Genomic DNA, 16,812 nt, shown 5'->3' on the forward strand with positions numbered 1-16,812 from the left:
GTCCCGCGCGGCCTCGTCGGCATCGGGGCACGCTGCGCCTGCGGCCGCCCCGCGGTCACCATCACCCTGCCGCGCCTCGGCCACGGCGAACCTTTCCCGACCCTCTTCTACCTGTGCCTGCCCTACCTGGTCAAAGAAATTTCTCGCTTGGAAGCGCGCGGGGAAATGGCCACCATGACCGCTGCTCTATCCGACGACGCCGCACTGCGGGCCGCCCACCAGGCAGCCCACGAATCCTATATAGCGCGCCGCTCCCTGCTCGGTGAGGTCCCGGAAATTGCCGGGGTATCCGCCGGGGGTATGCCCGAGCGGGTAAAATGCTTGCACGCGCTGGCCGGCTACGCGCTGAGCGCGGGGCGGGGAGTATGCCCGCTGGGGGATCGCGCCCTTGACCTCGTCGGTTGGGATGGCACCACCTGCCACTGCGAGGACGTGCCTAATTCCCGCGATGATGAAACTAGCGCGGCAGCACACTAGAAAGGACATAGAACCGACCATGGCGGTTTCAGTTACCTCCACGCCTACCACGCCTGCGCAGCGGGTTGCCGGCATCGATTGCGGCACCAATTCCATCCGCCTCCTCATCGCCGACGTTCCTGGAAAAGACGGCAGTTCCCTGAGCGATATAACCCGCCAGATGGAAATTGTGTACCTGGGCCAGGGCGTGGATGCCACCGGGCACTTCGCCCCCGAAGCCCTTGAGCGTACCCTCAACCAGGTTGATATATACGCGCGCCTGTGCCGGGAAGCGGGAGTGACCTCCATTCGTTTCGCCGCCACCTCCGCCACCCGCGATGCCTCCAACCGGGCGGATTTCCTCGATGGGGTCGTGGCCCGGATCGGGGTGCGCCCCCAGGTGCTCACCGGTACCCAAGAAGCCCAGACCTCTTTCTCCGGCGCAATTTCGGCGTTGAGCTCGCCGACCTCCCCGGTGCTCCTCATTGACCTGGGCGGTGGCTCCACCGAACTCGTACTCGGGCGCGCGGACGGCAGCGTGATCGCCAGCCACTCCATGGATATTGGCTCGGTGCGGATGCGCGAACGCCACCTGCGCCACGATCCGCCCACCCCGGCCGAACTAGAAAGCGCCCGCGCCGATATTCGCGCGGCCTTGGACGAAGCAGAAAAGCATGTTCCCCTCGGGCAGGCCGAAGAGGTGGTCGGGGTGGCCGGTACCGTCACCTCGGTAACCGCCACCTGGCTCGGGCTCGATACCTACGATTCGGCGGCCGTGCACGGCACCGCGATGCCACTCGCCGATATTGAGAAGGTCACCGACTGGTTTATTCACGCGCCCCTGGAGGAACGCGCCGCGCTCGGCTTTATGCACCCGGGGCGTGCCCCCGTGATCGGAGCCGGGGCGCTGGTCTGGCAAGAAGTGGTGCGCCGCATCGCCCAGCGCCGCAGCGCCGCCGGCCGCCCGCTCTCCACCATCACCACCTCGGAACACGACATCCTTGACGGCCTGGCCCTCTGGGCAGCTCGGGAACCCCAGCCTCCCGCCCGGCCGGTCGTTTAGGCGGCCGGGTCCGCGCTGCCGCGGGCGGCGTCGTCGTGCAAGGTACCGGAAGCGCGGTGATGCCGCACCCGTATCCGAGTAGCGAGCGCCCCGAGAATTACAGAAAGTAACGTGCCGAGGAGTACGCCCACGCGCGCGTGGGCTTCGTGCGGGTCGGTGGGCGCGAAGGAGAGCTGCGCGATAAGCAGCGAGACCGTGAAGCCGATGCCGGCCAGGATCGACATGGGGAAAATATCGCCCAGGTGCAGGCCCTCACCCAATTTGAGGCGGAAGACTTTCACGAAAAGCCAGGTGCCGCAGAAAATGCCGATGCATTTGCCCAGCGGGAGGCCCAGGTAGATGCCGATAGCGACCGGGTCGGCGAGCAGCGCGGTGATCCCGCCGGCCTCGGTAATATTCACGCCCGCGGCGAAGAACGCGAAAATCGGCAGCGCAATCCCGGCCGACCAGAAAATCAGCCGTTCGCTATAGCGTTCCGTGAGCGGGGTGTCGTCCGCGTCGGTGGTGGAGGTGGGGATCATGAAACCGAGGACCACCGCAGAAATCGTGGCGTGCACGCCGGCGCGGAAGAAGCAGTACCAGCACACCAACGCCAGCGGCCACAGCAGCCACCAGCGGTTCCAACCTTTCCAGCACAGTAGGCCGAAAAGCGCCGCCACCAGCAGACCGCCGCCCAGGAAGAGGAAATTGACGCCGTCGGAGAAGAAAATCGCGATGACGATAATTCCGCCCAGATCGTCGGCCACCGCGAGCGTCATAAGGAAAATTCCGGCGGCTTTCGGCAGCCCTTTACCCACCAGCGCCAGCACCCCGAGCGCGAAAGCAATATCGGTGGCCACCGGAATGGCCCAGCCATCATAAATATGTGCGCCGGAAATCGCCTGGGTGGCGCAATACACCCCGATGGGGCCGAGCATGCCGGTGAGCGCGGCCAGCACCGGCAGGGCCGCTTTGCGCGGGTCGTTGAGGGAGCCGATGGTGAATTCCTGCTTGAGTTCCATACCCACCACGAAGAAGAAAAGCGCGAGCACGAAATCCGCGGCCCAGTGCGCCAGATCCAGGTGGAGCCCCAAGCTTTCCGGCCCGATTTTTGTGGCTGCCAGCGCGAAATAGGTATCGCGGCCCGGGGAATTTGCCCAGATGAGCGCCACGAGCGCGGAAATCACCAGCACCAGCCCGGCAAAAGATTCATTGCGCAGCGCCTGGCTGTAACGCGTGACCGGTGCGGCGAGTTTCCCCACCCGGCGCAGCCCCGTGCGGAGCTTGCGCTGCCCGGTTTGCGCGGTGGTTTCCGGAGTTTCGGCGCTTTCGGCGGTGGCGGATTCGTGCGCGGTGGTGTCGCGGTTCTCGCGCTGTGTCATTCCCTCTCGATTCTGTCTGCCCAGGTTTTGGTGGTACGACGGCGCAGCTACCGGCGGGCGGCCCTCGACGCAGGTAAAGCCGGTGAAGCGACGCGCTTAGGATCCCTCCTACTCTACAGGGTGGCGCAACAAGGTAGTATTCTAGGGATGTTCATACGCGCCCGTTGGGCTCGCATGTTCAGCCCCCGTAGCCCAATTGGCAGAGGCACCCGACTTAAAATCGGTTCAGTGTCGGTTCGAGTCCGTCCGGGGGTACTGATGGAGGAAACCGAGAAGTCTTTCAGGAAAAATTCAGGCAGGGGCTTGAGAATAACCCTGGAGACGATATTGGACGAGTTATAACCAAGTTTGTACATGACCTGGATGCTAACCGGACGATGGTCGCGTCTGACAGTAGGCGGGCCGCCTATCCGGCGGTCCACCACAATACAGGAGGGTATTTTGTCGAATCCCGTGATGAGTAACAACCCGTATTTCCGCAAGGGTGCTGCCACACCGAACCAGCAGTTCCGCGGTGGCAATATTGCAACGGAACCGCGCCAGGGTTACCAGGCCGGCCCGGGTGTTTATGAACAGCCGAGCGGCTACGGTACGGAGCAGCCCGGCTGGTACAACCAGTACGGCTTCGATCAGCAGGGCTCTGGCCAGGCGTATCCGCAGCAGGGCTATGACCAGTACGCGGGCGGCTCCGGCCAGCCCGGTACTTTCGGGGCTCCGGCAACTGCCACCATGACCTACGACGATGCCATGGTGAAAACCGCGATTCTGCTGGCGGTCTCCATTGTTGCCGGCGCGGCTACCATGCTCTTCGTACCGCTGGATTCGGCGATGATGCTCGCGATTCCGGCTTCCCTCATCGCTTTCGCGGTGGGCATGTTCGGGGCCTGGCGCCCGATGGTCGGCCCGGGTATCTCCATTGCCTATTCCCTGTTCCAGGGCGTGGCCCTCGGCGCGATCACCAATGCTTTTGACACTCTCTACCCGGGGGTGGCCTTCCAGGCGATTCTGGGTACCGCGATTGTGGTGGGTGTGGCGGTATTCCTCCACATGTCCGGGAAGGTCCGCACCACGGCCAAGGGCCGGCGGGTGGTCCTCACCATTATGATCGCCTACATTATCTTCGGCTTCGTCAATCTCATCCTGATGCTGACCGGCGTGACCAACTCGCTGCGCAATATTACGGTGGGTGGCTTCCACCTGGGGATCATCCTCGGGCTGGTCATGATCGCGGTGGCCGGTTACGTGCTCATCTCCGATTTGGAAACCGCCAAGCTCGCGGTGGAACGCCACGCCCCGAAGGAATTCGCGTGGACGGCAGCTTTCGGCATCGTCATGACGGTGCTGTGGATCTACCTCGAAGTGCTGCGCATCGTGGCCTACCTGGCCGCCTCCTCGAGGAACTAAGAGAATCGCGGAACTAGCCAGTACCGCGGGCAGGATTAGCGCCGGGGAACTGGCAGTACTGCGGAACTAAGGCTGATAGCGATAACGAAGGCCGGGACGGATGTTTCTCCGTCCCGGCCTTCGTGGTTCCGTGTGGCGTTATTCGGGGGATGGCCCGACCCGGTAGCGCTATGGCCCGCCGGGGCATGTAGGCCGGCGCTAGCCGAGCTACAGGCGCAGGGCTGCTAGCCGAGCGGGCCCGCGCCCGGGAGCGGGCAGGCGATCCCGGTGCGCGCATGGCATTGGTAGCCGTGGGGCACCTTATGGAGATACCCCTGGTGTTCCTCTTCGGCCAGGTAGAAAGGCCCGGCGGCCAGCGCCGGCACCACCTCCGTCACAATAGCGCCGCGCCCGGCCTGGCGAAGCACATCTTCATAGCCGGCAATCATGGCCCGGGCGGTGCGCTCCTGGGTGTCCGTCGTCGTAAAAATAGCGCTGCGATACTGGGTGCCCACGTCGTTTCCCTGGCGGTTCAGCGAGGTGGGGTCATGGGACTCGAAGAAAAGCTGAAGCAACTTCTCCAGCGGAAGCTCGCGCGGATCAAAAACCACCCGCACCGTTTCCGCGTGCCCGGTGCGGCCCGTGCACACCTCCGCGTAGGTGGGATTCGGCGTGGTGCCGCCCATATAGCCAACCGCGGTGCTCAGCGCGCCCGCCTCCCAGGCCAGCTTTTCCGCGCCCCAAAAACACCCCGAGGCCAGGTAGATGAGCTCCTCGCCCGGGCCGGGTTCGGCAAGGACGGGCGTACCCAGAACAACATGCGGCGCCGGATTCGGATTAATCGGATCGGGCCGGCCTGGCAGTGCGGGGGTAGCAGATAGATTCACGATCAGCTCCTTAGCTCTCTGGTGGCACCCTAGCGCTCTGGCGCGCTAGCTTCCTAGCCTTCGTAGGGCTTGATATCGAGGATTTCCACCTTGACGGGGCGGCCCAGGCGGTTCTTGAAGGTGGTTTTCTCCCCCTTCTTCAGGCCCAGGATGGCCTGCCCGAGCGGCGCGCTTTCCGGATACACTTCCATTCCCACAATATCCGCGGCTTCGCGCGAACCGAGGAGGAAGGTTTCTTCCATGCCGCCAATCGTGGCCGTCACAACCGTGCCGGAAGCCACCTCATCACCCGAGGGCGGCTCGGATACGTGGGCGTTTTCCAGCAGCGCGGTCAGCTCCACGATCCGCCCCTCCAGCTTCGACTGCTCTTCGCGAGCCGCTTGGTAGCCGCCGTTCTCCCGCAGGTCGCCCTCCGAGCGCGCCGCTTCGATCTTCTTGGCGATTTCCGCGCGCTGCACGGTAATCATGTCATTGAGTTCGGCCTTGAGGTGCTCGTACGTTTCGGGGGAGAGCCAAGCCCCCTTGGTGTTTTCAGACATCTCTTCTCTTTCTCGTCACGGCGGGCGGGTGCTCCGCGCACCTGCCCGGTTGGTCATTCTGTTATGAGCCCGCGCTCGCGCGGCGCAGCTCGGCACGCCTTCGTGCGGCGATGCGGTTGCGGGGGCCCGAGCGCTGGGCGCGGGTGGGACGCCCCACTCGGATAAAAAAATTCATGCCCTGATAGGCATGTTTCTCCGGCTAAGCATACCAGCCTTCCGGGCGATGCAACATTCCCCTGGATTTTCTGCTGGCTGGAGGCCCGCGTTCCACTCCGCTACCACCGCGGGGCAGCGCGCGGGCCTCCTTGGTAGAGTAGCGCGGTGAATCGGGCTGGTGGCGCTGTGCCGCGAGCCCGCATCGATTGCCAGAAAGCCCGCGCGATAAGCGCCAGCGCCAGCACCAGCTGCGGAAGAGCACCAGCTGCGGAAGGAGAAGGATGATGGACGAACGCCGCCTCCTCTGCGTCCACGCCCACCCGGATGACGAATCGTCGAAAGGCGCGGCAACCATGGCGAAATACGCGCGCCTCGGCCGGGTACGGGTGGTCACCTGCACGGGCGGCGAACGCGGGGATATCCTCAATCCTTTATTCGACGACGCAGTTCTGGCCGGGCGCACCATGGCGCAGCTACGCCGGGAAGAAATGGCCGCCGCTGCCCGCATCCTCGGCATTGAGCACGTTTTCCTCGGCTTTGTGGATTCCGGACTACCCGAGGGCTACCCGGATGCGGAGCTCCCCGCCGATAGTTTCGCCCGGGCCGCGGACGCGGATGTGCATCGCGCCCTCGTGGCTCAGATCCGCGAGTTCCGCCCCCAGGTGGTGACCACCTATGACGAAAACGGTGGCTACCCGCATCCCGATCACCTGCGCACCCATACCGCCACCCTCGCGGCGGTGCGGCTGGCGGGGGAGCCGTGCTGGCCGGAGCTGGGCGAGCCCTGGCAGGTTTCCAAGCTGTATTACGACGCCAATCTTTCTTTCACCCGGCTCACCACCTTGCACGAAGCGATTCTTGCCGCCGGCCGCACCAGCCCTTTTACCGAGTGGCTGAAAGAGGCCGCGCAATTCCCGCGCCCGCAGCATGCCGCAAGCACGCGGGTCGGCGTCGTCGCATATTTCCCGCAGCGCGACGCGGCCATGCGCGCGCACGCCTCCCAAATTGACCCGAACGGGCTGTTCTTCGCGGCGCCGCGGGACCTGGAGGCGCAGGTGTGGCCGCATGAGGACTTCTACCTAGCGGCTTCCACCGTGGGCCCGGCGCCCGCGGAGGGGGAGACGGATCTATTCGCGCGGGTGCCCGGGCTGGAAAGCGAAGAGCAGGCGGCGGCGCGGTACCGTTAACCACCCCGCGCAACCAGGCCTGAGCCCGCAACCGCTATTTACTGCCCGTTCCCGACCCGCTCCCCGGCATCCTTGCGGGAATCCCGGGTGATGAGCATTTCCACGCCGTTTCGGTAGTCCTCAGATTCGGCGGCAACTTCCTCCGCTTCCTGGCGCAGTTCGTCCGCGGAGAGTTGCGCGGTGTGCCGCGGCATGGTGGCCAGCACCTGCTCGGCCTGGGCGCGCGGATCCCAACGGACCTCCGGCCAGCGCGGGGCCAGCCGGGCGAGCGCCTGGGCAAGGAGCTCGGTCACCGCGAGCCGCGCGAACCATTTGCGATCCGCCGGTACCGCATACCACGGCGCGTACTCCGTGGAGGTGCGCTCGAACATGGCCTGGTAGGCATCCATATAGGCAGGCCACTGGGCACGCGCCTCCACATCGGAGGGCGAATACTTCCAGTGCTTATCTCGGCGCGCCAGCCGGCGCAGCAGCCGCAGCCCCTGCTCCTCGTAGCCGATAAGCAGGGCGACCTTGACGAGCGTATAGCCCGCGTCCACCAGCTCCCGCTCGAACTCATTGATTTTTTCGTAGCGCGCTTCAATTTCCGCGGGCGTGGCGAGCTCATCGACCTTTCCAACCAGCACATCTTCGTAATGCGAGCGGTCAAAAACCCCGATCATGCCGGCCGGCGGCAGCGCGCGCCGGATCCGCCNGTCCATCCCCTCCCCCACGAGCAGCCCCCGCCGCTCGCCTCCCTGGCGCGCTTCGGCATAGAGACGTTCTTGCAGCTCAGCCAGGAGCTTCCCACGCTCTTTCATGGCGGCTTTCCCAGCCTTTTTATCCCCGTGCCAGCCCGGCGTGGAACCGGTAGCAACGGGCGCTATCTGAAAACCGTCCCGAACGTGCAGCGCAATCCCGGGCGCTGTGGTCCAGGTTCCTGCGTGCTCGCGCGCCTCCGTGTTCTTTTTGCTCATCTTCGCTCCTGTGCATTGCCGTTTTCGTGTGGTGCTGGGTATCAGTCTAAAGGAGGGGTACGACGCCGCCGCGGCCCTCCGGGCCGCGGGATCGGCCAACCGGGCTCGCTAGGCACGCAGGTTGAGGAGCGCTCAGCGCGTTGAGCTCTGAGCTGACCGTGTGCGGCGCGCGCTCACTAGGCGACGGCGAAGAGAGTGAGCCAGACCGCCACCGCATGGCAGGCGTAGCCGGCGACTGTTCCCGAATGGAAGAATTCGTGGAATCCCCAGGTACGCGGCCACGGATTGGGCCAGCGGAAAGCGTAGGCGAGCGCGCCTACCGTGTAGCAGATTCCGCCGGCAATAATGAGCCAAACGATGCCCGGGCCGCCGGCCTCCCACATATCCGGGAGGAACCAGATCGCCACCCAGCCGAGAGCAATATAGAGGGGAACATACAGCCAGCGCGGGGCGGCCGGCCAGAAATTGGAAAGCGCGATCCCGCCGAGCGCCCCGCCCCACACAATGGCGAGCACTAGGGCGGCGGTGCTGCCCGGCAGCAGGGCGAGGGAGAGCGGGGTGTAGGTTCCGGCAATGAGCAAGAAAATATTCGAGTGATCCAGGCGGCGCAGAATCGCGTGGACTTTCGGCCCCCAGGATCCCAGGTGATACACCGCGGAATGCCCGAAGAGCACCACGGCGCTCAGCCCGAACACAATGACTCCGATGGTGAGTGCTGCGTTGGGGGCAAAAACAATCTGGACGATCATATTCGCCAGTGCGAGCGGGGCAATAATGGCGTGCTGCCAGCCGCGCAATACCGGCTTCGGTAGCGCCGATGCGGGCAGGCGCCGCCGGGCGCTGCGTGCGCTGGACCGCGCTACCGCGGGCTGTGCCGCCCCGGCCTTCGATGCGCCGTTTTTCTTCTCACCGCGAGTCGCACCGCGAGGCGCAGGGGAATCACTACCGCGGTGGCGTTCGCTAGTGGCGTGACAAAGACGGGTCATGGTGCTCCCCACGTAATCGGTGATGCCTCCGGGGTCTCCGCAGGCCAGCAAGACGCGGCGGTGGGCGAAGCGGGACGTGTGGCTCCGGTTCCCCGCACCGGTCTGAGCCGCTGGCGTAAGTGTACGCTGCTTGCCTGAGTATTTTCCGGGTATCTTTTCCTGTTTGCTCAGGATGGGCGGGCTACAGTTAAACGGTTAGGCATCTAGCCGCGGCGCGTGACCGGCGCGGCCCTGGCACTGCGTGGCTCGGGTGGCCGCGGCCCTGGCAAGGCATGTTTCGGGTGGCCGCGGCCCTGGCACGGCGCGGTTCAGACCGGCGCGGCTCGGGCCGGCGCGGCTAGAACGAGGGAGGGAGACAGCGTGGGGATGTCAGCATGGCTCTACGCCGCATATGAACGCCGCTTGGTGCGGGAGCTGGCCGGCAAACGCATGCCCCAGCACGTGGCCATTATGTTGGATGGCAATCGGCGTTGGGCGCGTGAGCTGGGTGAATCTGCCACGTTCGGGCATCGGGCCGGGGCCGAGCGCATCGCCGAGGTGCTCGGTTGGTGCGAAGATGCCGGCATTGAGGTGGTTACTTTGTGGCTGCTCTCCACTGATAATCTCTCCCGGGCGGCTGAAGAAGTAGGCCCGCTGCTCACCATCATTTGTGAAACTGTTGAGAATTTGGCGCGCTCGGGTCGTTTCCGGTTGGTCGCGGTGGGTAATCTTGATCTTCTTCCTGAGGAGTACGCCCAGCGCCTGCGTGCCGCCGCGGCGAGCACTGAATCTTGCCGCGGTTTACACGTGAATATCGCGGTGGGCTACGGCGGGCGCCAGGAGATTACCGACGCGGTGCGTTCTTATCTGCGCGATGAGGCGGCAGCCGGGCGCAGCCTCGCGGAGGTCGCGGAAGATTTTTCCCTCGCGGATATTACCGATCATCTCTATACCCGCGGCCAGCCTGATCCGGATTTGGTGATTCGCACGAGCGGGGAGCAGCGCATGAGCGGCTTTATGCTCTGGCAGTCCGTCCATACCGAGCTGTATTTCTGCGAAACTTACTGGCCGGATTTCCGGCGCGTGGATTTTTTGCGCGCGCTGCGTGACTATACGCAACGTGACCGGCGCCGCGGCCGCTAAGCTGCAGGCATTCGGATGCGTCCGGAGCCGGAATGGGAGTTCACACCGAAAAGGTGCGCTAAATCAGCCCTTCGCGGCTTTGGTATTCGAAGAATCCTTCGCTCAGTTCGTTGCGGGTCAGTGGCTCCCAGCCGGCATGCGCGGTCATGAGGCTGCGCGCGGTGGTGGCGAAAGCACCCACGGTATACAGGTGCGACATGGACATGGTGGCCAGGCCGGGGCTTGCTTCCCGCCCGAGCAGACTCACCCGGTCCAGAGTGTCAATGGTGGTGGCTATAAAAGCGCTGCGGGCCCCGGCCACGTCCACGAAGGGGCGCGGGAGGGATGCCACGTGGAGGCGGTCACCCGAAGCGGTGATCATGAGCGCGGCACCGTCCTCAAGGAGAATGGCGACGAGCCGCGGCCCGAAACTAAACCAGTGTTCGGCCACCGCGGCGAATTCGTTTTCGGGGCCGCTAATACCGTAAAGCAGCCGGATGTCTTTTGAGGTTGCGACGACGACGTCACTTAGCTGCAAGAAACTTTCGGCTTGAATACGGACTCGGTCCAGGTTGCGGGCCCGGGGGTGGCGCAGTGCCGGCGAGTAAATGATCGTGGAGGTGGAGCGGCATACCCGCAGCCATTCGCGCACGGTGTGGGCCGCGGGCATGGCATGGCAGGCATCTCCACCGAAAATAGTGGCGGAGGGGCTGAAAAGATCAAAATCGAGTTTGCGGGCGCCGCGTTCCGGAGCCGGCAAAATATCCCAGCTTTCTTCAGGGTCTGCGTGTGCGTCCCCGTAATGAGCGTCGGTGAAAGCGGCCGGGGGCGGGGTGGGTAGCCCGGAGGTGAGAGCTGCGCTGACCGAGTTTGAGGCAGCGCCGACCGGGGATGAAGCCGCGCTGACTGGGGATGAAGCCGCGCTGAGCGGATTTGAGGCAGCGCTGACCGGGCTTGTGGCGGGGCGCAAGAGGAGCTCGACACCGTGGGCAGCGGCGTAATCGCGTACGACTTGCGGGTCGGAAGCCTCGGAAATATTGGTGACCATCCGAACTTCGCGAGCCAGGTGGGCCAGATTGACAGCCACCTTAAACATGGTGCCGGCGCGAAATGGGGTCTCCGCTTCACGCTGGTTGGCGATGGCATCGCCAATTACGAGAATCGTCATGCGAAATCCTCGGGGTGGCGAGTGAGCGGGGTAGTATCTAGGCCTGTTCCGTCTGCGAATTCTTCCGGATCGAAATCATCGTCATCTTCGCCGGCCGCGGGTTCCTCAGCGGAGGGCGGTGCGGTGGCGGGGCCACCAGCGGGTGTACCGGCAGGCCCACCCGCGGGAACGGAGGCGCCGCGCGGGGCAGCGGGGGCAGGAGTAGCTTCCGCCATGGCTTCCGGAGCTGGCTGAATAGCCGGTACATCCTCAGCGCGTACTTCGCGCACCGCTTCCCGCAGGGCTGCCACTCGGTCCTCCTTGGAGGCCTGCGGCGAGATCGCGGGAGCGGGCGCCTGATAGCCACCCGTGTGCGCTGCGGCCGGCGCGGGCTGGTTCGCTGGCGCGCCCTGATTAGCGGGAGCAGTCGCCGGGGCGGGAGCGGTAGTGGCGGCTGCCGGCTGCGGGGCTGCCATCGGAGCAGCCACGAGGCTTTCCCCGCGTTCGGCGGCATCGATCCGGGCCGCTGCGCCATCTAGCCAGCTTTGGCAGTGGCGGGCCAGGGATTCGCCAACTTCCCACAAGCGTAGGGATTCTTCGAGGGGAATGGAGCCCTGTTCTAAGCGGGAGACGATATCAACCAGCCGCGCTCGGGCATCTTCGTAGCTGAGGGTGGCAACGCGCGCCTCAATATCTTCGCGCGGGTGGGGCGCGGAGACGCCAGGTACCTGAGGTCCGGGTGAGCCGGGTACCTGGGACGCGGAGGCGCCCGCTGTGTGGGGCTGGGAGGAGCCCGGCGCTGGCGCCGGGGGTGTGAACCCCTCAGGAGTGGTTCCCTTAGCTGCCATGCGCGCTCCCTTTCACTTCGAGATGGAGGGTTCCCGCGGCCAAAATGGCACGCAGGTGCTCCCCGATTCGGACATCGTTTTCTTGTGAGACTACTCTGTCATCCCCGCTTAGGATAACCGAATACCCGCGCTGCAGTGTCGCCTGGGGGGAGAGGGCCCGCAGCTGGGAAAGAAGCGAGGAAATATCTTGGGAATTGGAAGCCATATCGCGCCGAATATGGGCCCGCAGCCAGGAGCGCAGCGAATGAATATCTTGTTCGCGTACCTCCACCATGGTGCGGGGGCGGGCCAGTACCGGCCGGGCGCGTAATGCTTCGAGTTCCTTAGTGGCACGGTCCACCCGGTGGCGCATGCCCTGGCGCAAGCGGCGCACCGCCGCCTGCACACCTTCACGTTCCGCTTCCCGATCCGGGACGATGCGTTTGGCGGCATCCGTGGGGGTGGAGGCCCGTAGATCAGCCACATAATCGCTGATGGGATTATCTCCTTCATGCCCGATAGCGGAGACCACCGGAGTGCGGGTGGCTGCAATAGCACGAACAAGGTGCTCATCGGAGAAAGGAAGGAGATCTTCCACGGAACCGCCCCCGCGGGCCAGCACAATAACATCCACCCCGGGATGGGCATCGAGTTCACGCAGGGCCGGAATCATCTGGGCCACGGCATCCCGGCCCTGGACCGCTACTTCGCGTACCTCGAAACGAACCCCGGGCCAGCGCAGCGAGGCATTAATAATGACATCCTCTTTGGCTTTAGTATTGCGCCCCACAATAAGCCCCACCGCGCGCGGTAAGAAGGGGAGCGGTTTTTTACGTTCGGGTGCGAACAGACCTTCGGCAGCAAGTTTGGCTTTCAGGGCTTCCAAACGGGCCAGAATATCGCCCACGCCCACCGGGCGGATTTCCTGTGCCCACAGGGAGAGCGAGCCATTACCGGTATAAAAATCCGGGACTGCCCACACCACCACCCGGCTTCCGGAGGTGACGGTTGCGGGAAGCAAATGGCTGAGTATTTTCACCGTCATGGAGACGTTTTCTTCCAGATCCCGCAAGGTGAGGAACTGGACTTTGGCTCCGGGGCGGCGCTGGAGGGTAATGACTTCACCTTCCACCCAGAGGCGTGACATTTTCGCCACGTATTCCCGGATTTTTACCGAGAGGAGGCGCAGCGGCCACGGGTGATCCGGTGTTGTCTGCGCAGCCCGTTGCGGCAGGTTGGCGGGTACCGGAGTTGTTGAAGCCATATCAGTTATCGTGCCATGTTTTGCCCCGCACTGCTACGGGACAATCCGAGTTTCATGATCTTCTTCGCCGTCCAGTGCTTCCCGCAAAGCAGCATCGTGGAAACGTTTAACCTGCCCTTCTTCCGCGGCAATGGCCGGCGGGGTAGCAAAATCAGCATCAAGGCTTTCTAGGCGCCGCGCGGTGACCAGCACGCGCGTATCGAAAGAGGAGAGCGCCGAGTTGTAGTTCTTCACCGCTGAGGTGAGGGAATTCCCGAGCTTTTCCAGGTGACCAGCCACCACCCGCAGCCGGTCCGTCATTTCCCGACCCAGTGCAATAATATGCCCGGCTTCTTCGCTGACTTTACTGGAGGCCCACAGCGTTGCCACGGTGCGCAGCAGCGCCAGCAACGAGGCGGGAGAAGCGGGAACCACCCCGAGATTCAGAGCATCCTCCAGGAGCGGCGGATCTTCCCGCAGCGCTTCCGCGAGGAGGGATTCACCCGGGAGGAACATAATGGTGATCCGGGGTGAACCCGGGAAAAGCGCGGGGTAATCCCGTTTGGCTAGCGCATTCACGTGAGCACGCACCGCCTTGGCGTGCTGTTTGCGAAGATCCTGGCGCCGCGCGATTTCCTCCGCCGTGGTGGCCGGGGCGGCCTGCGCCTGGAGCATCGCGGTGAGGGGAACCTTGGCATCGAGGGGGAGATGAGCGCCGCCGGGCAGGTGGATAACCATATCCGGGCGCGCTCCCGCCGCGCGCCCACCACCCGCGGGCGCGGAAACCTGCTCCGAAAAATCAACGTGGGGGAGCATTCCGGCGGCCTCCACCACCCGGCGCAATTCCACTTCACCCCACATGCCGCGCGCCGAGGTAGAACTGAGCGCCCCGCGCAGTGCCTGGGTGGCCCGCGCCAGATCTTCCTGGGTGCGCGCCGCCGCGCTCAGCTGGGTGCGGATTTCGGTGCGCTGCTCACCTTGGAGAACCTGCACATCCCGAACCCGCTGCTCCATCACCTCAAGCTGCTGGGTAATAGGAGCCAGGGAACGCAAAATATCGTTATCGGTTTTAGCCCGGGCGATGAGCCCGTTATTTTCCTCCTCTAACCGATCCGAACGAGCCTGGGCGGCCGCCAGCTGCGCCCGCACCACTCCGGCATCGCGCTGCGCCTCCTCCAGTTGCTGGCGCACCAGTGCCAGCTCACGGGCCGAAACTGCCCCGCCCGAGCGCACCCGCGCGCTCAAGAACCCCAGGGCGAAACACGCGCATCCCACCGCGATAAGAGCACCTAGAACAATCGAAATATCCATAGCGATATTCAAACATCCACCTACGACAGAAAAATGGGAGGGAAGCGGGCTGGCGGCGTCGTCGCCCCCTTGTTCCCCGCAAAAAACTCTGATAGCTTTCAAAAAGCGGGGTATAACGCAACTCACACAACAGTTGGGACGTACGGCCCCGCGGGCGGTGCCGCGAGGAAGCGGCGCCGGGGAGAAAGGAACACCATGTCTACTATCGTCGTGACCGGAATGGGCTCGGGTATTGGCGCTGCTTGCGGGCAGATTCTGGAAGAACGCGGGCATACGCCCGTCGGTGTTGATTTGCGCGGGGCAGAATTTGAAGCGGATCTGTCCACCCCGGAGGGGATTGCGGATGCCGTCGCTCGGGTGGTGGAAAAGTATCCGCAGATTGACGGGGTCATCGCGAATGCGGGCACCCAGAGCAATTCGCCTCTCGATCTCAAGGTGAATTACTTCGGCGCGCGCGATACCGTGCGCGCTTTCCTTCCCTACCTGGAAAAGGCGGAAAATGGGCGCGCGGTCATTACCGCCTCGTGTGCAAGTTTGCAGCCCAGCGATCCTAAGCTCGTGCAGCTGCTCCTCGATGATCAACGCGAAGAAGCCCTCGCTTACGGCAAGGAGCTAGCTGATCAGGGCCCGATGCAGGGCTACGCCAATTACGCCTCCTCCAAGCGCGCTATTGCCACGTGGGTGCGCCGCGCGGCCGTGAGCGAAGAATTCGCCGGGCGCGGCGTGGGGCTCAACGCGGTGGGCCCGGGCGTGGTCGCCACCCCGATGACGAAGGAACTTCTCTCCACCGAAGAGGGGCGCAAGCAGGCTTTCGGTGCGCTGCCCGCCCCGTATCACGGCGCTTCGGAAGCTCGCGATATTGCCGATGCGCTCGTTTTCTTCGTGACCGGACTCTCACGGACCATCACCGGGCAGATTCTCTATATCGACGGCGGCGCGGATGCGATTTTGCGCGGCGAAGATATTTGGCACGCCCCGAAGTCCATGGACGCGCCCGCGCGGTAGCATCAACGGCCCGGTAACGCGGTAGCGCAACGCCGCAGCCCGGTAGCGCCGCGCCCGGATTGCGAGTCCGGGGAATAGCAGCCCGCCCTCCTTTCTCTTAGCTAGAATGGAGGGCGTGGCTTTAACAATTGGTATTGCAGGACTTCCCAACGTCGGAAAATCGACCCTTTTTAATGCGCTCACGCGCGCAACGGTGCTCGCGGCGAACTACCCCTTCGCGACGATTGAGCCGAATGTGGGCGTGGTGCCGCTCCCGGATGCGCGGCTGACCAAGCTCGCCGAAATTTTCGGGTCTCAGAAGATTCTGCCGGCGACGGTCGATTTTGTGGACATCGCCGGGATTGTGCGCGGGGCCTCCAAGGGGGAGGGCCTGGGCAACCAATTCCTCGCCAATATTCGCGAAGCGGATGCGATTTGCCTGGTCACCCGTGCTTTTGCGGATCCGGACGTGGTCCACGTGGAAGGCCGCGTGGACCCGAAGGATGATATCGAAACGGTCACCACCGAACTCATCCTCGCCGATATGCAAACCCTGGAAAAGGCCATTCCGCGCCTGACCAAGGAAGTGACGGGGAAGAAAACCCCGAAGGAAACGCTCGATGCGGCGCAGCGGGCCTACGCGCTCCTTGAGGCGGGCGAAGTGCTCTCCAACCACGCCGCCGAATTTGACGCGGATATCCTGCGTTCCTTCCAACTCATGACCTCGAAGCCCTTCATCTACGTTTTTAATACCGACGACGACGGCCTCGCTGACACCGCCATGCAGCAGGAACTACGTGACTTTGTGAAACCTGCCCAAGCCATTTTCCTCGATGCCAAATTCGAAGCGGAACTGGTGGAACTCAGCGAAGAAGAAGCCCGGGAAATGCTGGAGGCCACCGGTCAAGAAGAATCCGGCCTGGACCAGCTGGCTCGGGTGGGCTTCGATACCCTCGGCCTGCAAACCTACCTCACGGCCGGCCCCAAAGAGGCCCGCGCCTGGACCATCCACAAGGGCGATACCGCCCCGCAGGCCGCCGGTGTCATCCATACCGATTTCCAGCGCGGCTTTATTAAAGCCGAGGTGGTGTCTTTCGATGACCTGGTGGAATACGGCTCTGTGGCCGCCGCTCGTGAACACGGGAAGCTGCGCCAAGAAGGCAAAGACTACGTGATGCAAGACGGCGACGTGGTGGAGTTTCGTTTCAATGTAACCTGAGGCGCG

General features: G+C 64.0%; 16 protein-coding genes and 1 tRNA gene. 8 read left to right on the forward strand and 9 right to left on the reverse strand.

The window, feature by feature from the left end; translation table 11 throughout:
* Positions 1–477: DUF501 domain-containing protein (locus tag CZ322_RS04870; protein WP_087070449.1), on the forward strand; the 477-nt coding region annotated here is incomplete at its 5' end.
* Positions 478–496: 19 nt separating this feature from the next.
* On the forward strand, positions 497–1,519 hold the full coding sequence (locus CZ322_RS04875; protein ID WP_087070450.1) for a Ppx/GppA phosphatase family protein: 1,023 nt from the start codon (positions 497–499) through the stop codon (positions 1,517–1,519).
* Here the strand turns inward: CZ322_RS04875 and nhaA are convergent.
* Positions 1,516–2,880 carry a Na+/H+ antiporter NhaA gene (gene nhaA, locus CZ322_RS04880; protein ID WP_087070451.1) on the reverse strand — a complete coding sequence of 455 codons (1,365 nt, stop codon included), beginning with the start codon at positions 2,878–2,880 and terminating at the stop codon, positions 1,516–1,518. The genes CZ322_RS04875 and nhaA overlap by 4 nt on opposite strands.
* Before the next feature lie 181 nt (positions 2,881–3,061).
* Here nhaA and CZ322_RS04885 point away from each other — a divergent pair.
* Positions 3,062–3,135, forward strand: a tRNA-Leu gene (locus tag CZ322_RS04885).
* A 201-nt stretch (positions 3,136–3,336) separates the two neighbouring features.
* Positions 3,337–4,284, forward strand: coding sequence for a Bax inhibitor-1/YccA family protein (locus CZ322_RS04890; protein ID WP_234984467.1), 948 nt, complete (start codon positions 3,337–3,339; stop codon positions 4,282–4,284).
* A gap of 224 nt (positions 4,285–4,508) precedes the next feature.
* Here CZ322_RS04890 and msrA read toward each other — a convergent pair whose 3' ends face one another.
* Together msrA and CZ322_RS04900 are read right to left on the reverse strand one after the other, a co-directional pair.
* Positions 4,509–5,150, reverse strand: coding sequence for a peptide-methionine (S)-S-oxide reductase MsrA (gene msrA / locus CZ322_RS04895; protein WP_087070453.1), 642 nt, complete (start codon positions 5,148–5,150; stop codon positions 4,509–4,511).
* Positions 5,151–5,203: 53 nt separating this feature from the next.
* A complete protein-coding gene (locus tag CZ322_RS04900; protein WP_016443212.1) occupies positions 5,204–5,689 on the reverse strand; it encodes a GreA/GreB family elongation factor in 486 nt (161 codons plus the stop codon).
* Between the two features lie 437 nt (positions 5,690–6,126).
* Between CZ322_RS04900 and mca the strand changes: the two genes are divergently transcribed.
* Entirely contained in the window at positions 6,127–7,032 is a 906-nt protein-coding gene (gene mca, locus CZ322_RS04905) for a mycothiol conjugate amidase Mca (RefSeq protein ID WP_087070454.1), read from the forward strand.
* A 38-nt stretch (positions 7,033–7,070) separates the two neighbouring features.
* Here mca and CZ322_RS04910 read toward each other — a convergent pair whose 3' ends face one another.
* Together CZ322_RS04910 and trhA are read right to left on the reverse strand one after the other, a co-directional pair.
* Positions 7,071–7,988: a polyphosphate kinase 2 family protein gene (locus tag CZ322_RS04910; RefSeq protein WP_087070455.1), complete on the reverse strand. Its 918-nt coding sequence runs from the start codon at positions 7,986–7,988 to the stop codon at positions 7,071–7,073.
* A gap of 176 nt (positions 7,989–8,164) precedes the next feature.
* On the reverse strand, positions 8,165–8,974 hold the full coding sequence (gene trhA / locus CZ322_RS04915) for a PAQR family membrane homeostasis protein TrhA (RefSeq protein ID WP_087071166.1): 810 nt from the start codon (positions 8,972–8,974) through the stop codon (positions 8,165–8,167).
* Positions 8,975–9,340: 366 nt separating this feature from the next.
* Between trhA and CZ322_RS04920 the strand changes: the two genes are divergently transcribed.
* The gene (locus CZ322_RS04920) at positions 9,341–10,096 is read left to right on the forward strand and encodes an isoprenyl transferase (RefSeq protein ID WP_087070456.1); all 756 of its coding nucleotides are present in this window, start codon (positions 9,341–9,343) and stop codon (positions 10,094–10,096) included.
* Positions 10,097–10,154: 58 nt separating this feature from the next.
* Here the strand turns inward: CZ322_RS04920 and CZ322_RS04925 are convergent, their stop codons facing one another.
* From CZ322_RS04925 to CZ322_RS04940, 4 genes are read right to left on the reverse strand one after another with little or no spacing between them, the layout of a single operon-like run.
* Entirely contained in the window at positions 10,155–11,243 is a 1,089-nt protein-coding gene (locus CZ322_RS04925) for a carbohydrate kinase family protein (protein ID WP_087070457.1), read from the reverse strand.
* Entirely contained in the window at positions 11,240–12,070 is an 831-nt protein-coding gene (locus CZ322_RS10250) for an exodeoxyribonuclease VII small subunit (protein ID WP_087070458.1), read from the reverse strand. The genes CZ322_RS04925 and CZ322_RS10250 overlap by 4 nt, the downstream gene beginning before the upstream one ends.
* A complete protein-coding gene (gene xseA / locus CZ322_RS04935; RefSeq protein ID WP_087070459.1) occupies positions 12,060–13,313 on the reverse strand; it encodes an exodeoxyribonuclease VII large subunit in 1,254 nt (417 codons plus the stop codon). The genes CZ322_RS10250 and xseA overlap by 11 nt, the downstream gene beginning before the upstream one ends.
* 33 nt (positions 13,314–13,346) lie before the next feature.
* On the reverse strand, positions 13,347–14,603 hold the full coding sequence (locus CZ322_RS04940; RefSeq protein ID WP_143231855.1) for a DNA recombination protein RmuC: 1,257 nt from the start codon (positions 14,601–14,603) through the stop codon (positions 13,347–13,349).
* Between the two features lie 195 nt (positions 14,604–14,798).
* On the opposite strand from CZ322_RS04940, the gene CZ322_RS04945 reads away from it, so the two are divergent.
* Together CZ322_RS04945 and ychF are read left to right on the forward strand one after the other, a co-directional pair.
* Positions 14,799–15,608 (forward strand): SDR family oxidoreductase, encoded by an 810-nt coding sequence (locus CZ322_RS04945; protein ID WP_087070460.1) that lies wholly within the window; start codon positions 14,799–14,801, stop codon positions 15,606–15,608.
* Positions 15,609–15,723: 115 nt separating this feature from the next.
* Positions 15,724–16,806, forward strand: coding sequence for a redox-regulated ATPase YchF (gene ychF / locus CZ322_RS04950; protein WP_087071168.1), 1,083 nt, complete (start codon positions 15,724–15,726; stop codon positions 16,804–16,806).
* Positions 16,807–16,812: the final 6 nt, after the last annotated feature.

Origin of the sequence: Actinotignum timonense, assembly GCF_900155575.1 — a bacterium.
Lineage (GTDB): Bacteria > Actinomycetota > Actinomycetes > Actinomycetales > Actinomycetaceae > Actinotignum > Actinotignum timonense.

Excerpts from the sequence above, each read along its gene's own strand:
- mca (WP_087070454.1), top strand. The coding sequence starts at position 6,127 with ATGATGGACGAACGCCGCCTCCTCTGCGTCCACGCCCACCCGGATGAC.
- CZ322_RS10250 (WP_087070458.1), bottom strand. The coding sequence starts at position 12,070 with ATGGCAGCTAAGGGAACCACTCCTGAGGGGTTCACACCCCCGGCGCCA.
- CZ322_RS04925 (WP_087070457.1), bottom strand. The coding sequence starts at position 11,243 with ATGACGATTCTCGTAATTGGCGATGCCATCGCCAACCAGCGTGAAGCG.
- trhA (WP_087071166.1), bottom strand. The coding sequence starts at position 8,974 with ATGACCCGTCTTTGTCACGCCACTAGCGAACGCCACCGCGGTAGTGAT.
- CZ322_RS04900 (WP_016443212.1), bottom strand. The coding sequence starts at position 5,689 with ATGTCTGAAAACACCAAGGGGGCTTGGCTCTCCCCCGAAACGTACGAG.
- CZ322_RS04920 (WP_087070456.1), top strand. The coding sequence starts at position 9,341 with ATGTCAGCATGGCTCTACGCCGCATATGAACGCCGCTTGGTGCGGGAG.
- CZ322_RS04945 (WP_087070460.1), top strand. The coding sequence starts at position 14,799 with ATGTCTACTATCGTCGTGACCGGAATGGGCTCGGGTATTGGCGCTGCT.
- CZ322_RS04890 (WP_234984467.1), top strand. The coding sequence starts at position 3,337 with ATGAGTAACAACCCGTATTTCCGCAAGGGTGCTGCCACACCGAACCAG.
- CZ322_RS04940 (WP_143231855.1), bottom strand. The coding sequence starts at position 14,603 with ATGGATATTTCGATTGTTCTAGGTGCTCTTATCGCGGTGGGATGCGCG.
- nhaA (WP_087070451.1), bottom strand. The coding sequence starts at position 2,880 with ATGACACAGCGCGAGAACCGCGACACCACCGCGCACGAATCCGCCACC.
- xseA (WP_087070459.1), bottom strand. The coding sequence starts at position 13,313 with ATGGCTTCAACAACTCCGGTACCCGCCAACCTGCCGCAACGGGCTGCG.
- CZ322_RS04875 (WP_087070450.1), top strand. The coding sequence starts at position 497 with ATGGCGGTTTCAGTTACCTCCACGCCTACCACGCCTGCGCAGCGGGTT.